General features: G+C 53.4%; 14 protein-coding genes. 7 read left to right on the top strand and 7 right to left on the bottom strand.

The features are described from left to right. Positions 1-86: 86 nt before the first annotated feature. The gene (locus Dvar_RS11535; protein WP_419661848.1) at positions 87-317 is read left to right on the top strand and encodes a KH domain-containing protein; all 231 of its coding nucleotides are present in this window, start codon (positions 87-89) and stop codon (positions 315-317) included. Positions 318-516: 199 nt separating this feature from the next. On the opposite strand, the gene Dvar_RS11530 is transcribed toward Dvar_RS11535, so the two are convergent. Beyond that, positions 517-1,689, bottom strand: coding sequence for a TIGR03790 family protein (locus Dvar_RS11530; protein ID WP_419661847.1), 1,173 nt, complete (start codon positions 1,687-1,689; stop codon positions 517-519). Positions 1,690-1,947: 258 nt separating this feature from the next. On the opposite strand from Dvar_RS11530, the gene Dvar_RS11525 reads away from it, so the two are divergent. Together Dvar_RS11525 and murJ are read left to right on the top strand one after the other, a co-directional pair. Further along, positions 1,948-3,390, top strand: a complete 1,443-nt coding sequence (locus Dvar_RS11525; RefSeq protein ID WP_419661846.1) for a tetratricopeptide repeat protein — start codon at positions 1,948-1,950, stop codon at positions 3,388-3,390. 142 nt (positions 3,391-3,532) lie between these two features. Beyond that, complete coding sequence (gene murJ, locus Dvar_RS11520; RefSeq protein WP_419661845.1) at positions 3,533-5,146, top strand: murein biosynthesis integral membrane protein MurJ; 1,614 nt, start codon at positions 3,533-3,535, stop codon at positions 5,144-5,146. An 8-nt stretch (positions 5,147-5,154) separates the two neighbouring features. On the opposite strand, the gene Dvar_RS11515 is transcribed toward murJ, so the two are convergent. Beyond that, positions 5,155-6,624 (bottom strand): rhomboid family intramembrane serine protease, encoded by a 1,470-nt coding sequence (locus Dvar_RS11515; protein WP_419661844.1) that lies wholly within the window; start codon positions 6,622-6,624, stop codon positions 5,155-5,157. 316 nt (positions 6,625-6,940) lie between these two features. Between Dvar_RS11515 and Dvar_RS11510 the strand changes: the two genes are divergently transcribed. Together Dvar_RS11510 and Dvar_RS11505 are read left to right on the top strand one after the other, a co-directional pair. After that, complete coding sequence (locus tag Dvar_RS11510; RefSeq protein ID WP_419661843.1) at positions 6,941-7,171, top strand: type II toxin-antitoxin system Phd/YefM family antitoxin; 231 nt, start codon at positions 6,941-6,943, stop codon at positions 7,169-7,171. Then, the gene (locus tag Dvar_RS11505; protein ID WP_419661842.1) at positions 7,168-7,545 is read left to right on the top strand and encodes a type II toxin-antitoxin system VapC family toxin; all 378 of its coding nucleotides are present in this window, start codon (positions 7,168-7,170) and stop codon (positions 7,543-7,545) included. The genes Dvar_RS11510 and Dvar_RS11505 overlap by 4 nt, the downstream gene beginning before the upstream one ends. Here Dvar_RS11505 and Dvar_RS11500 read toward each other — a convergent pair. From Dvar_RS11500 to Dvar_RS11485, 4 genes are all read right to left on the bottom strand, one after another. Further along, entirely contained in the window at positions 7,511-7,921 is a 411-nt protein-coding gene (locus Dvar_RS11500; RefSeq protein WP_419661841.1) for a hypothetical protein, read from the bottom strand. The genes Dvar_RS11505 and Dvar_RS11500 overlap by 35 nt on opposite strands. Before the next feature lie 268 nt (positions 7,922-8,189). Beyond that, positions 8,190-8,957 (bottom strand): tryptophan synthase subunit alpha, encoded by a 768-nt coding sequence (gene trpA, locus Dvar_RS11495; RefSeq protein ID WP_419661840.1) that lies wholly within the window; start codon positions 8,955-8,957, stop codon positions 8,190-8,192. Next, positions 8,950-10,176 carry a tryptophan synthase subunit beta gene (gene trpB, locus Dvar_RS11490; RefSeq protein WP_419661839.1) on the bottom strand — a complete coding sequence of 409 codons (1,227 nt, stop codon included), beginning with the start codon at positions 10,174-10,176 and terminating at the stop codon, positions 8,950-8,952. The genes trpA and trpB overlap by 8 nt, the downstream gene beginning before the upstream one ends. Continuing rightward, entirely contained in the window at positions 10,166-10,900 is a 735-nt protein-coding gene (locus Dvar_RS11485) for a GntR family transcriptional regulator (RefSeq protein WP_419661838.1), read from the bottom strand. The genes trpB and Dvar_RS11485 overlap by 11 nt, the downstream gene beginning before the upstream one ends. 677 nt (positions 10,901-11,577) lie before the next feature. On the opposite strand from Dvar_RS11485, the gene Dvar_RS11480 reads away from it, so the two are divergent. Next, positions 11,578-12,657 carry a Druantia anti-phage system protein DruA gene (locus Dvar_RS11480; RefSeq protein ID WP_419657124.1) on the top strand — a complete coding sequence of 360 codons (1,080 nt, stop codon included), beginning with the start codon at positions 11,578-11,580 and terminating at the stop codon, positions 12,655-12,657. Then, the gene (locus Dvar_RS11475) at positions 12,636-13,382 is read left to right on the top strand and encodes an ISAs1 family transposase (protein ID WP_419664103.1); all 747 of its coding nucleotides are present in this window, start codon (positions 12,636-12,638) and stop codon (positions 13,380-13,382) included. Before Dvar_RS11480 ends, Dvar_RS11475 begins: the two co-directional genes overlap by 22 nt. A 7-nt stretch (positions 13,383-13,389) precedes the next feature. On the opposite strand, the gene Dvar_RS11470 is transcribed toward Dvar_RS11475, so the two are convergent. Beyond that, positions 13,390-14,829, bottom strand: a complete 1,440-nt coding sequence (locus Dvar_RS11470; RefSeq protein WP_419661837.1) for a hypothetical protein — start codon at positions 14,827-14,829, stop codon at positions 13,390-13,392. Between the last annotated feature and the right edge of the window lie 11 nt (positions 14,830-14,840).

Here is a 14,840-nt window from a genome sequence, read left to right as displayed (position 1 = left end):
CCTCGTAAGCAAGTATCCATACCCTATTGTAACGATGCGAAATGTTAACATACACAACGGATGGAGCCACTGAAAGGAATTGTACCATGAAAGAACTTGTTACCTATATCGCTAGGTCATTGGTTGATCGACCTGAGGATGTCACCGTAGCGGAAGTTGAGGGAAATCAGACGACCGTGTTAGAACTCACCGTGGCGAAAGAAGATCTTGGCAAGGTGATTGGCAAGCAGGGCCGCACCGCCCAAGCCATGCGGACCATCCTAAGCGCTGTATCCTCAAAAGTGAAAAAACGTACCGTCCTCGAAATCATCGAGTAATAAAATAAGCTTCCAAGCATAGGCAGCGTATTGATCGTCTGACAACGCGTAGCTGACCTTAGTATTATTTTCCTTACCGATCATAGTCGTGGAAAATCCAATTCCACTGAATATTTCCAAACTCAACGCTCTTTTTCCAGCCTGGGAAAGGAGCGTTGGGGTTGAAAAGCAGATGGATAATTTTCACTTGCCTGCACCCTTAGTTGGACGACAGTGCTAAAAACGGATGATAGAGCGGATCACCGATCAACACCATCTTCCAGGAAAGAAACGGAAGGCTGACCATATAACATTCGGCAAGGGACAGAATGCCTTCACTGAGAAATCCGAAGAACACTTCAGGCATTGGAAATGCCTGTACATAAGGTTCGGCAACCGGACCAACGGTGGCACACACCCCTTCTTCGATCATGCGTTTACACCAGACCTGGCTGTTTTTCTTTTTCAATGTCGTACATTCGCTGCTTGCAATATGATAGCCGATCGCTCCCTTTTGCCATTTAAACGCATCCACATAGTTGGCCAGGCTGTACCATCCGCAATAAAGAGCTGCGTCCGGACACTGGCCGGGTTGAAACAAGGCCGGCGACTGGTCGAGATGCACGGGTAGGTTTCTGTGTTTTTGAATCTGCTTGGCCGCCTCATGGATGGAACGATCGTATAGTTTGTAGCCGGATTGCATGGCGGATGAGTCGATCGGCCAACGGGCATCAAAATAGGCGCTGCCGACCAGGCCTTGTTTTTCCGTGGCGATGGTATCGTCAATCATTCTCCGAACACTGGCCGGGGTCGGTCCGTCCAAGCGGCTGACCATTAACACATCCTCACGGGCAACCGTCTCGGGACTCTCTCGAAAACCAATGTAAAACGGGTTTTTAATCCACCCCCCAACCGGTGCATCGGCCCACTTGACCAGAGCGAGTTCCGAGTCCACCGACGCCACCGTATCTCTGGCCACTTTCAACTGACTGCGGATGGATTCGAGTTCCTCGGCAATCGTTAAATAGTCGGGGGTATCTTTTTCACCTTGATTCTCGATGCGTTTTTGCAGCAACTGTTGCCTGGCCTTTAAATCCCCGAGCGTTTTGGCGTCATCCCTTTTGGCGGATCTGACTCTCAGCGGGATACCATAAACCAAAACGATGCAGCGGATGCGCCTGGGCGGCTTGACGGCCATCAAACAATCCCTCACCGGAACCGCAATCCGCTGGTTGTATTCGTCCCGCCCACACGTCTCTTCGGTCGACAGATTTACCAGCAACAGATGGGTTTGTGGAATGCCGCGTTGTTGAGCATAATAATGTGCCAGCCTGACGCCCTCGGGCGACTGCCGGTTGGCGATAATCATAATTTCCGTGGGTTCGAGGCTCATCCCATCCAAGGGACAGACAAAGACGATTAAAACGCCCCATAGGAACGGCCGCAGAATTCGCATCGAATTTATCTGTTTTATCTGTTTCATCTCAAAAATGCATTTTGCATCAAGCGCCTTTCGTTTCAAGCGGTAGGTGGATATGCGAGCAATGCTACTTAAAACCTTTAGAAAAGTCAAAACCCGGCGATAGCTCTGTCAACGCCGCAACATGGCCCAGGAGGTGAAGGGCCCTGGAAAAATAAGGAATAAAAACAGATGAAACGGTTTTGCCACTACCACCCGACCCAGCCGGCCCACTGGTATTGTGACACGTGCAACCGACTGCTTTGCCCGCAATGCGTCGAGGTCAGAGACATGCAGGGATATCACCAGGGTGAAAAGCTGCATTTCTGCCCGCACTGCAACCGTCAGGTTCAGTGGCTGGGTGTGGGTAACATCATTGATCCATTCTGGAAGCGTATGTATCGTTTTTTTCTCTATCCGCTTGGCACACGTCCCCTGGTTCTCATGGTGGTCCTGTCGATCATTACGGCGCTTGCCGTCAGGCCCGGTATCATCGGTTTGGTGACTCAGATCCTGATCTGGGGCGTCACGTTCAAGTACGCATACGCCATCTTACAGTACACGGCCAGCGGCAACTTGATTGCCCCTGAACTGAACGCCAAAACCCTTTTTGAAAATTTCAGCCCGGTGGCCAAGCAGGTGGGCATCTACGTCGCCTTTTTTTTTGCGGGGGCTTTTGTCCTTTCCCATTTGGGACTGCTCGTCAGCTCGCTTTTTTTAGTGGCGGCAACGCTCTTTTTACCGGCCATGATCATCCTTTTGGTCACCACCGAATCATTGATCCAGGCGATCAATCCGATGATGTTCGTCACCCTGGCCTACCGCATCGGCTGGGGATACCTGTTGATGTATTTTTTCTGTTCACTTTTAGGTGCTGCGCCGGCCCTGTTGGGTCAGCATCTGATCCAGCACCTGCCTCCCATTTTACAGCTATTCCTTTTCACCTTAATCAAAATCTACTACACGTTTATCTCCTATCATCTCATGGGATACGTAATTCTCCAATATCATGAGGACATCGGCTACCGGGTCGATTTCGATGATTTCAAGGATGAAGAAACGGATAGCCTTCAGGCCGCACAGGATACCGACACACCCGAGGGTCGGCTGCTCAGACGGGTCAATCAGCTGATCAAGGACGGCGATCACAAGGGGGCCAGTGCCCTTATTGAAAACGAAACCGCTCAGTCCGCCATAACGGATCCAGTGCTATCGGAGCGTTATTACACCCTGCTTAAAATCACCGGGGCGACCGATAAAATGGTCGCCCATGGAAGCAACCACCTGGCGCATTTGGTGCAATCCGGAAGTAAAGATGCAGCGGTGGACGTTTATCGCGAATGCCTGGCAGCACAACCGGATTTTGCCCCCGGTGCCGCGACCCTGTTCAAGGTGGGCAGCTGGCTGAACGAATCCGGAAACGACCAGGCCGCCATCGGTGCCTTCAACCGGCTGACCCAAACCTACCCCCAGGATCCCTTGGTCCCCAAATCCTATTTCCGGGCCGCCCAGATCTTCAACGAACGCCTGATGAAGCCCGAAAAGGCCAAAACCATTCTCAAAGGGCTGATCAAAAAATTCCCTGACCACGACATCACCCCTTTTGTGGAGCGCTACCTGACAGATCTGGGCTGATTGTTTTTCTTGATGATGACGTCCAAATCTGGCAAGAGAGAAAGGCCGTCCGGCATCGGGCGGCCTGACCTTTTTTCGGCATCCGTTCATGGCCCGGGCAATGCAACCCGTGAAAAACCTTTAAACGCATCGAATCTTCAGTATGAACGATCACCAACAAGCGGCCGTGCTTGACAAGATCGGCATGGCCACCATCATCATGATGGCCAGTATTTTCTTAAGCCGCATCACCGGCGTCGTCCGGGAAATGGCGCTTGCCGACCTGGTCGGCGCCGGCGTTGAGGTCGATGCCTACCGTGTGGCGTTCGTCCTGCCCGAAATTCTCAATCATATCCTGGCCAGCGGGTTTCTATCGGTTACCTTCATCCCCATTTTCTCCCGTCACCTTGCCGATGGACGGGAAAGCGAGGGATGGCGGACGTTTTCCACGATCATGACCATATTCGGCGGGTTGCTTCTGATTCTCGTCCTGGCGGGTATGGTGCTGGCCCCTGCCATCGTGCCCCTTCTGGCAGCCGGAAGAAAGGATCCGCATTTCATCGCCCTGGCCGTAAACATGACCCGCATCACCCTGCCGGCCCAATTTTTCTTTTTCGCCGGCGGCATGCTCATGGCCGTGCAGTATGCCCAAAAGCGGTTTCTGTTTCCGGCCCTGGCGCCCCTGGTTTACAATATAGGAATCATCGCCGGCGGGGTGCTGTTGTCCGGCCGGCTGGGCGTCGCTGGTTTCTGCTGGGGGGCCTTGGCCGGCGCCGCCATCGGCAGTTTTGCCGTTCAGTTGATCGGGGCGCTTAGAATCGGCATGCGGTTTCGCCCCATTTTTGATTTTTACCATCCGGATCTAAGGCGCTATGTCTTTTTGACCCTGCCTTTGATGATCGGGCTCACGATGGTGTTTTCGACGGAGTTGTTCTCAAAATTTTTCGGCAGTTTCCTGCCGGCCGGGGCCATTGCCTGGATCGATTACGCCATGCGCGTGATGCTGATCCTGGTAGGCTTTTTCGGGCAGGCCGTAGGGGTAGCCTCATATCCGTTCATGGCGCAACTGGCCGTTCAGGGACGCATTGGGGATCTGAACGAAACCATCAACAAAGTCCTGCGTTACCTGTCGGTGGTGGTTCCGGTATCCGTCCTGGTTGTCGTGTTGCGCCATGAAATCGTGCGCGTGCTGTTCCAGCGGGGCCAGTTTGGCGCGGTGGATACGCAAATGACAGCCTTGACACTGGCCTGCCTGATGGTCGGTGCCATCGCCTTCGTCTCCCAGACAGTGGTCAATCGCGGTTTCTATGCGACCCAGAACACCCTGCTACCGGCCGTGTTCGGCACCCTGGCCGTGTTGGCAAGCCTGCCGGTGTACTGGGCAGGGCTGAAACTTCTGGGGGTGGCCGGGGTCGGTCTGGCCATTTCCACGTCGGCCCTGATCCAGACGATCCTGCTGTTCGCGGTCTGGAACCGGCGCAGTGACAACCAAGGCGCCGCCACAGTCTACCGCGCGTATGCCAAGGCGGCCGTCGCCGGACTCGCCATGGGAGTGCTCATCTATCCGGCCCACCGGGCGCTGCGCCTGTATATCGACACCCCGACCCTTTGGACCGACCTGGTCATTATCGGCAGCGTCTCGGCGGTATTCGTGTTGCTGACCGGACTATGGGGCCGGTTCTTTGAAATCGAAGCCGTCCATTACCTGGCCACGCGCATGGCATCGTTCCCCCTGGCCCGGAAGATCAGCAGCGTTTTTCAGCGGGTTAAATCATAAATCCTGTTTCAACGGGTGGTCTCTGAACGCAGGACGATCGCTGCCTCCGCCGAATCGGGGAATTGCTTGCACACCAGCTGGCGGTAGCGCTTCCAGCGGTCCAGTTGCCCGCTTTCACGAAAAGCCCTGGCCAGTTTGATCAGGCTGGAAGGCAGCCCCGGCGTGTGGGGTTTTTTCTTGAAAATGGATAGAACGATCTTTTCGGCATCGCCGGTATCCCCGCTGGCGGCCATGATGCCGGCAATCTGCAGGTACAGCGCAATGGAAAGCGTAGGACGCTGCGTCAGTCCGATATAGGTCCGATACAGCGCAAGCGCCTGGGAATGGGTACCAGGATGTCTCAACCGCTGCTCTAAAAGCTGCCGGGCGGTCTTGTGAAAGGGTGTTGAATCAGGATTGAGTTTGTGGATGTTGAACAGGTGATGCAGGGCGTCGGGATGGTTCGGCGAAAGCACCAGCACCTCTTCAAACAGCTTCCGGGCCGGGTCCATCTCCAGGTTTCCCATGTGCTCCACAGCCTGATCCATGAGGGGGCTGATTTTGTCTTCGGGAGCCGCTTCAAAGCTGTCCCGGTCCACACTTCCCACCAGCCGTTGACCGACGCCGGCAAGCAGCGCTCCGCCGGCCAGACCGCCGATGTGGGCCACGTAGGCCACGTGGCTGGCACCACTTAAAAACAACTGGTACGCCTCATTGCCCAGCCAGACCGGCAGCAGGGCGATGGCTGGTATCCGGGCGGTGTTGAAGTAAACCCCCAACGAGTAAAAAACACTTACCCGCTTGCGGCCATAGAGCACCGTGTAAGCCCCCATGAGACCGGCAATGGCGCCGGAAGCACCCACCAGGGGGATGGTGCTCGACGGGTAAACCAGGTAAAACAGACCGGCAGCAAGCAGCCCACTGATCAGGTAGATACCCGAAAATAGCACCCTGCCGGCACCGATCTCCAGCATGCAACCCAGAATCCACAAAAACACCATGTTGCCCACCAAGTGGCCGATACCACCATGTAAAAACATATAGGTGAAGAAGTTGGTTACCTGTGGAAAGGCCGGCCGCAGGCCATGGGCAAAGGCAACACTGCGGTCCTTTTGGGCATCGTAATCCAAGCGCAGTTGGCGCCAGTTATCGTAAACCGGATCATCCGGGGTAATGATCCGATCCGCCATCAAGGCCCGGATAAAATTTGCATCAGCCTCCATTTTCAGGTGGTAGTGAAACACGGCATCGTCGTCGGCAAGGTCAATGGGATCGGCCGTTTGCTCGAGAGTCTGTTTCCCGGCCAGGTAATGGGCGTAGCGCGGCACCTCGATCCGGGCCAGGCCCGATTCCATATAAAAGGTTTCGGCCTCCATCCGGGACTTGTCGTCGTCGGTCTGAAACAGGAAAAAAACCAGGCAATTGATGATAATCAGGGCCAGGGTTACCAGCGGCGGATTTTTCCAGCCGATTTTTTTGGAAAGGGGAACAATGAGCATGAATACAATCGCTTCGCGCTCATTTAAAAACCTTTAACCACCCGGCCGTGTTTCCAAACAAACGCTTATGTTTGAAGATATCTGAAAAATGACCCCAGGGCGTCGATTCCTTCACTTTCGATCAGCCGCAGGGCCTTGCGTACCAATAAGGGCAATATCGGCTTTGCCTCGGAGAAACTTGATGTCGTCCCGGTCCTTGACCCCGAAGCCCAGCTGCAGCGGTAAGTCCGGAAATTTAATATTGACGAGACGTACGCATCATTGTATATTCAACGTACGTTATTGTGTTAAATATTGTCGTTGGAGGGTAAACATCATGGAAGTCAGCCCATCCGAGCTTAGAAAAAATATTTATAACTTGCTCGATCAAGTTTTGGAAACGGGGATACCCATAGAGATCAAGCGAAAAGGAAAAAAGTTAAAAATTGTCCCTTCCGAGCCAGTATCAAAGTTAGCAAAATTGGCAGAACATCCCGATTGTATCGTCGGTGACCCGGAGGAACTGGTTCACCTGGACTGGTCCGACAATTGGAACCCAAACCTATGATCTACCTCGACACACACGTTGTCATATGGCTGTTTGCCGGTAGACTCGATTTGATTAGCCCAAATGCCCGGCAAGCAATCGAAGAAACACCTGCGTTGCTAATTTCCCCCATGGTACTGCTGGAACTCGATTTTCTTTATGAAATTGAAAAAATTAGGGTCGATTCGAATCGGGTCCGTACCTATCTGAACCAGAAAATCGGTTTGGAGGTTTGCGACAAGCGCTTTGAACGGGTTTGCAAAGCGGCTGTACATGAAAAATGGACACGCGATCCATTTGACCGGTTAATCACCGCGCAGGCAGCAATTACATTAAGTGGATTAATCACAAAAGATCGTATTATTCTTGAGCATTATCAGCAGGCGTTATGGTAAATCTACTCAATTTTGGAGGCCTCGGATAAACGGCCCCCAACCCACTGATACCCTTACTCTCCATCAGCCCTATGGCCTGGGTGCCGATGACGGCGATATCCGCCTTGCCTTGTAGAAACTTGATGTCGTCCCGATCCTTGATGCCGAAACCCAGTGTCAGTAGGCCGGTGGCATAGCTGCAGACTCTCAGATAATCGCCCATTTGCCTGGAAAAAATATTGGGGACATCTAAAAAAGCGGTGCTGGAAAAGGCCATTTTGCTATATGCCGAGAAAATTGAATCTGAAATGCGGATTGACGTTCTGGAACATACATCTGGATGCTGGAAGCGTGATGAGGATACCGCCGAGACGGTCCGGTCCATAAAAAAGGCCATGCGCCATTCCCAGGAGGTGGCTGTATCTTTACCCTCAACACCAAACACTACCCCATGCCGGAAGTGACGGTGGAACGTGCTTGGCGCATGCCCGCTTGATGCAAGGTTCCATTGTCCACAATACTGCCGGTGACTGGCGATTGATGGCCATCCCATCCATTTAGGTGGAAGCGATTACGGCACGGCGCCGCTTATCGATCTCACCGATAAAGGCAAATTTTAGCTTTTGGGCCAGGCCGGGATTGAATGAAGATCGACGACCAGTTGTTCAGGGCCGCTGAAGTCCGCGAATGAAATCGCCCAGGGCATCAATACCCTGCGATTCGATCACTCGCAAGGCCTGGGTACCGATAACGGCGATGTCCGCCTTGCCTTCCAGAAACTTGATGTCGTCCCGATCCTTGACCCCGAAACCCAGCGCCAACGGCAAGTCGGTGGCCTGCCTGCAGGCGCCCAGGTACTCATCCAATTGCCTGGAAAAAGCAGTCTGGCCGCCGGTCACCCCTTTGCGGGCCACACAGTAGACAAATCCATCAGCTACGCTGGCGATGGTCTGCAGACGCGCGGCCTTGGTGGTGGGGGAGAAAATGAAAATCGGGCTGAGCCCGCAACGCCCCATTGCGCTCAGGTAGTCATCGGCCTCTTCAGGCGGCAGGTCAGGCACGATGGCCCCTTTGAGTCCGGCATCCCGCATGTGGTCGGCAAACCGATCCACCCCGTATTTGAAGAGAATATTGTAGTACGTCATGTAGAGAAAAGGAATGGAGAACTGGCCGGCCACCGTCTGACCGAATTCCAGGCATTGGGGCACCGTCACCCCATCTGCCAGGGCATCCTGGTTGGCCTTTAAAATCACCGGGCCGTCGGCAATGGGCTCGGAAAAGGGGATCTGGAGTTCCATCAGGTCCACCCCGGCCTCCACCATGGTGCGTACGATGGCCAGTGATTCATCCAGAGATGGATAGCCGATGACAATGTGGGTCATCAGCAGAATCTTCTTCTCTTTTAGCCGTGAACGGATATAGGATTCAAGCATGGTATTGTCTCGCTTTTTCGATGATGAATTGTTTCCATTTGGGATCGTCAAAGGCATCGGCAATGGTAAAGATGTCTTTGTCGCCTCGGCCGGACTGATTGATCAGAATGATATCCTCACTGGACAGGGTCGGTGCTTCCTTGAACGCGCGTGCAAAGGCATGGGCCGATTCCAGGGCCGGTATGACGCCTTCTTTTCTCATGGTCAGGCGCACCGCCTCAATGACCTCCTGGTCGGTGGCGCCCTCGAAACGTACCCGTCCTTTTTCCTTTAAATCGGAAAGGATCGGGCTGACGCCCACATAATCCAGGCCGGCGGCAATGGAGTGGGTCTCACGCATCTGGCCGTTATCATCCTGCAGGAAATAGGTCTTGTACCCCTGGGCCACGCCCACACTGGCATCGTCCGAGCACAGCCGCGCCGCATGCTCGCCCGAATCCAGGCCTCGACCGGCAGCTTCCACGCCGATCAGTTCAACATCATCATCAAAAAAGCCGCTGAACACCCCCATGGCATTGGACCCACCGCCCACGCAGGCGTAAACCCGGGTCGGCAACCGCCCTTCCCGTTCCATGAGTTGCCGCCGCGCCTCCTTGCCCACGATGGACTGAAACCAGGCCACCATCTCGGGAAACGGGTGCGGCCCGCAGGCGGTGCCCAGGACATAGTGGGTGGAATCCATTTTGGTCACCCAATCTCTAAAAGCGGAATTGATGGCATCTTTTAAAATGCGTGTGCCGTCTTTTACCGGCACCACCGTGGCGCCTAGCTGCTCCATCCAGAAAACATTGGGTCGCTGACGCTCTACATCCACCTCGCCCATGTAAATGGTGCAGTCAAACCCGAAGCGCGCCGCCATGGTGGCCGTGGCCACGCCGTGCTGGCCGGCTCCGGTTTCCGCAATCACGCGGGTTTTGCCCATGCGGCGTACCAGAAGCCCCTGGCCCATCACGTTATTGGCCTTATGGGCACCGGTATGATTGAGGTCCTCGCGCTTGATGAAGATCCGTGCGCCGCCGAAATGACGGGTCAAGTTTTCCGCGTAGGTAACCGGCGTGGGCCTACAGGAGTAGCTGGCCATCAGCTGCTCGTATTCCTGCCAGAAGGTTGGATCATGTCTGACCGCCTCGTACATCTCTTCCAGCTCGTCAAAGGTGGCAACCAGGATCTCAGGCAGAAACGCCCCGCCGAAGTTGCCGAAGTAGCCCCTATTCTTCATGGTTCAAGCCTCCAATCTGCTGAGCGAAAACAAAGTTTGCCGTGTTGCAGTAAAGTATCGAGAAAACGGCGTTGTCCGCCGGTTTGAAATTAAGATAGCGATGGACGATCAAAACAGGCGAGCGCGGTCCCACATCCATGGCCGCGGCTCGCTGGTCCTCCAGATAACCGATGCGAAAGGTCTGCCGACCGCCAGTGGGCCGCATGTAAAAATCAGTTTCCACCACCTGGGCGAGCGACCGCCCACCCAGATCCATGGCGTCGATGCCCTTGAACAGCATGGGATGAAGATAGATCTCTTCCAGAAGCACCGGTTTGGCGTCCACCCGGTTGAGCCGTGAGAGGAAAAAGGCCGTGCCACCGTCAAAGGGATTTTCCGCGCCGTCGGCCACCCGCATCTTTTGCGGCGGCTGGAGCAACTTTATATCCACATCAATCCCTTTTTTTTGAAACGCCGAACTGGTGCCGGCCAGGGAGAACAGATCGATTTCCTGCCCCGGCTCACATACATAGGTCCCTGACCCGCGCCGCCGGCGGACCATTGCCCGGCGCGCCAACAAATCGATGGCCTGGCGTACCGTGGGCCGTCCAATGCCGTAATCCTTGGCCAGCTGCGGCTCGGATGGAATCCGTGACCCGGGTGGATAGTCACCGGTACGGATAGCTTCCATCAGAATATCGGCCAGTTGGTGGTAGAGCGGTATGGGGGATTGGGGGTTTAGCATATCTTATTCCTTTAGCCTGATATTTGCCATCGATCTGTAAAGTTGTCAAGACAAATTAACAAATACGTCCTTTTTTGAATAAATAATACAACGGAACAATTTAGTTAGTGTCCATAGCTCCCCGTCCGAATGCGGACCAGACGACTGTTTTCAAAAACCAGGGTCCGGGTTAATTTTTTGGACCCAAATTATAAAACCATTTCTCAATTTTGATATGAACAATACGGCAGTCAGTGAAAGCCCTTTCGGAGCAATTGCCGATAATCCGTTCCTCCTCCCATTCGTCGGTCCGGGTGGGTTTCTCCGCAAAAATCCAGTATTTCGGATTTATTGAGTTTTTTATCGATGATTTTCCCGTCGCAGCGAAATGCAAATGACGGATTCCAGTTTACCAATATAAAAAACAAAATGGAAATTCCTGTCCATACATGTTTCATGCTATATCCTCCACCGCAAAAGAGGCTGTTTACAACCAAGAAAATGATACTCGGTGAGTATTATAAGAATAGGAACTTTAATTGTTGGCGGGTGAGTATTTCATGGCAGCCATTGATTGTCAATGTCACAAAATCTGACCCTCACGGTGATTTTGTTCTGATGTAAAAATATCCGAATTAACAAAATTTTGTATGCATATATGGACAATCCCCTCTAAATGAGGTATTTAAGCAGTCATTATGACATTTCATTCAGAGGCCGTAGTGTCTGATTTAAGCGAAATCATTGTCCGTCCTGCTGTTCCGTCTGAAGAGCATCGTTTCAAACACCTGATGCAGTCCCACCATTATCTGGGATCTTTACCCAAAATCAGTGAAACTATCTGGTACATTGCCACTTGTGGTGACGCCTGGGTTGCGTTACTTACTTTTTCCGCCTCAGCTTTAAAATGCTCAGTCAGGGACCGTTGGATCGGTTGGGATCTTCGTTATCAATACGGTCGCCTAAAACTGATCACCAATAACAGTCGTTTTTTAATCCTTCCCGATTGGCATTTGCCAAACTTGGCCTCCCGGGTATTATCATTGTGCCAAAAAAGACTACCGGACGACTGGCAGAAAAGGTTTGGTCACCCTTTATTACTGCTGGAGACATTTGTCGACCCACAGCGATTTCACGGCACCATCTATAAAGCCACCAACTGGATTTATTTAGGCGAAACCAAAGGCTTCCGACGAACTCGAGAAGGTTATAGCGCCAAAGACAACTCACCGAAAATGGTTTTTGTTAAGCCGTTAACTTCCCACGCGCAAATACGATTATCTCAACCATCCCTTCATCCAGACTATCGTATCGGAGGTACTAAAATGATGCTCACGGCACAGCATATGCGAACCTTACCAGACTTTTTTACCGAGATTCCTGATCCGCGCCGTGCCCAAGGCCGGCGACATCGACTGACAACGATTTTGGCTATTGCCGCTGCTGCAACGCTTTGTGGGATGCACGGATACCAGGCCATTGCGGATTGGGCCAAAGACCTCGGCCAAAGAGCGCGACGCCGATTTGGTTGCCGTAAAGTTAACGGAAAGTTCCTTGTCCCTAGCCTGAGTATCATCCGTGATGTACTCATCCGCGTCGATCCCGTCCATCTTGATCGCGCATTGGGGCAGTGGAATGCAGCGCATGCACAAGATGACGAAAGCCTGGCTATCGATGGCAAAACAATGTGCAATGCGATTGATGCCGATGGATATCGCACCCATATCTTAAGCGCCATCGGGCATCAGAGTAAAAACTGCTATACCCAAAAAAAGTAGGCACTCTGCCGGGAAACGATGACACCGTAAAACGTACTAATGAAATCAATACGATCATCCCTATGTTGGATGCCATCAACATCCAAGGCAAGAACATCACCACGGATGCTTTATTGACCCAACGCAAAGTCGCCACTTACTTGGTCGAAGAACGCCACGCCCACTACCATTTTACCGTTAAAAACAATCAGCCAGGACTTTTTCAAGACATCGCCTTGTACTTTGACGATCGAGAAGAACCCGATTTTATAATTTGTGATCCGCCAGACCATGGCCGCATTGAAATCCGAAAAATCTGGATAACAACCGAACTCAACGGGTATTTAAAATTCCCTTATGTCCGGCAAGCGTTTGTCATTGAGAGAGAATCCACAACCAAAAAAACTGGCAACGTCTCTCATGACATTGCATACGGCATCACTAGTCAACCCCCGGAACAAGCATCCCCCCAAAAAGTCCTTGAAACTAATCGTGGTCACTGGAGTATCGAGAACAGTTGCCATTACATCATCGATTGGAATTTTGACGAGGACCGAAGCCGTATTCGTACCGGCTATGGCCCCGAAAACGTATCCCGCTTACGCCGTTTTGCTGTAGGGCTCATCAAATCCAAAGGGGTACGCAGTGTCTCTCAAAAAATGCAGCAACTTAATCGCAACATCCGAGCGGTATTTGACTTTCTCCGCATGACTAAAAATGCCATGCCATGCAAATTAAGCCATTAGAACAAATTTACCGTGAAAAGACGCCCCCTTCCCGGGCCGGCTGGATTTCCTTGCCGCTGGTAAAGGCGGAAAGCAGCTTGGCGCCGTCGGGCAGACGCAGCCGCAGAAACTGGGCCTGGTTGTTTTTCACCTGGAAGGCCGCCTTGGTCATGACGGTCCCGGCCTCGGTCACGACACTGTCGGCGTCCACCCGTTCGATTCGGGTCTTGAGCACGGACGCCTTGTCGTGGCTCTTGACGGCAAAGTCGAGGACAAAGCCGGGATCGAGGATTTTATAGTAGAACAAGGCCCTGCCTTGGGCAAAGGCCTGGATTTCATCGGGCAGAAACCGCACGTCCCGGCCTTCGGCCCGTTCGATGGCGCCTTCCTCGATTTCCACGTTGGCCTCAGCGCCCACGGCCACGAGGTTTTCGTAGCGCTCCACCGCTTCCGGTTCGATGCGGGGCACTGCAAACCGGTAGTCCGAGCGCGTCTCGGTCCGCTCGCAATCCAAGCGGACCTTGAATTTTTGCTTGTGCCGGTAAGATGCGTAAATGTGGACCAGCCGTGCCCCGCGCCCGTCCTTGCCGTTGCCATCCGCCCCGGCCCCGATATCCTCGGTATACCACTGGGAAATGGTCTCCTCACCGCCTTTGCCGTCGGCGGTTACATCCAGGATGTCGATGGAATCCGGAACCCGGATCCTAAAGTAATGGGTCTGGCCCTGGAGGATCTGGAAGGCTACCTCACTTTTCAGCCCGGCCCCGTTTTCTCCCAAGGACACGTAGGTATGGACCACGGCCCCCATTTTCAAGGGAATGCTCTCTTTTTTCTCCCCCCGCTTCAGCCAGCGGATAGCGACACTGGACGCCGCGGGAACCAGCCCGTGCACCCGGTCGCCGCCGGTATCGAGGGCCACCCCGGGATCGAACCTGGCCTCGATGTCCCCATCCGGCACATGGATGTCAATTTCGGTCCTGGCCACGGGCGCCAGGGGCAGGGTCAGGTTCCGGGGCCAGCGACGGCGATCGATGGTGACGGTGAACGCGGTCTTGACCTCGAAATCGCCAGGTCCCTGGATCATGACCTGGCAGTACCCATTTTTCACGGTCCACCCGGCAGGCTGGCCGTTCACGAAAACCGATTCCGGATTGAGGCTGGATGAGAGGACCGGGACCAGACATTTTCGCGCCTCAAACGCCGTAATCCGGGTCATGGACACAAACCGGATATAGTACTGCTGCTTATCGATCTCGGCCTTGCCGGTGTAAATGACCCGGCCATAGGCGTACTCGCGGTTTCTTTGCGGATCAGGCGCCCGAGACCGGTCCCACAAATCCATGAACGTCTCCCAGGTCATGGAGATGGAGTGCGGCGCGTATTCATCCCCTGGAATTGAAGATGCCATGGCGGCGGTGATTCCGCCCCAAAACAATGCAACTAAAAGCGGCATGGTCCATTTTTTCATATTGAAGCTCT

The organism is Desulfosarcina variabilis str. Montpellier (assembly GCF_048565275.1).
GTDB classification, from domain to species: Bacteria; Desulfobacterota; Desulfobacteria; order Desulfobacterales; family Desulfosarcinaceae; genus Desulfosarcina; species Desulfosarcina variabilis.
Note: the sequence above shows the minus strand (reverse complement) of the source record. Positions and strands in the feature narration are given on the sequence as shown.

Excerpts from the sequence above, each read along its gene's own strand:
- Dvar_RS11535 (WP_419661848.1), top strand. The coding sequence starts at position 87 with ATGAAAGAACTTGTTACCTATATCGCTAGGTCATTGGTTGATCGACCT.
- Dvar_RS11530 (WP_419661847.1), bottom strand. The coding sequence starts at position 1,689 with ATGAGCCTCGAACCCACGGAAATTATGATTATCGCCAACCGGCAGTCG.
- Dvar_RS11525 (WP_419661846.1), top strand. The coding sequence starts at position 1,948 with ATGAAACGGTTTTGCCACTACCACCCGACCCAGCCGGCCCACTGGTAT.
- murJ (WP_419661845.1), top strand. The coding sequence starts at position 3,533 with ATGAACGATCACCAACAAGCGGCCGTGCTTGACAAGATCGGCATGGCC.
- Dvar_RS11515 (WP_419661844.1), bottom strand. The coding sequence starts at position 6,624 with ATGCTCATTGTTCCCCTTTCCAAAAAAATCGGCTGGAAAAATCCGCCG.
- Dvar_RS11510 (WP_419661843.1), top strand. The coding sequence starts at position 6,941 with ATGGAAGTCAGCCCATCCGAGCTTAGAAAAAATATTTATAACTTGCTC.
- Dvar_RS11505 (WP_419661842.1), top strand. The coding sequence starts at position 7,168 with ATGATCTACCTCGACACACACGTTGTCATATGGCTGTTTGCCGGTAGA.
- Dvar_RS11500 (WP_419661841.1), bottom strand. The coding sequence starts at position 7,921 with ATGGCCTTTTTTATGGACCGGACCGTCTCGGCGGTATCCTCATCACGC.
- trpA (WP_419661840.1), bottom strand. The coding sequence starts at position 8,957 with ATGCTTGAATCCTATATCCGTTCACGGCTAAAAGAGAAGAAGATTCTG.
- trpB (WP_419661839.1), bottom strand. The coding sequence starts at position 10,176 with ATGAAGAATAGGGGCTACTTCGGCAACTTCGGCGGGGCGTTTCTGCCT.
- Dvar_RS11485 (WP_419661838.1), bottom strand. The coding sequence starts at position 10,900 with ATGCTAAACCCCCAATCCCCCATACCGCTCTACCACCAACTGGCCGAT.
- Dvar_RS11480 (WP_419657124.1), top strand. The coding sequence starts at position 11,578 with ATGACATTTCATTCAGAGGCCGTAGTGTCTGATTTAAGCGAAATCATT.
- Dvar_RS11470 (WP_419661837.1), bottom strand. The coding sequence starts at position 14,829 with ATGAAAAAATGGACCATGCCGCTTTTAGTTGCATTGTTTTGGGGCGGA.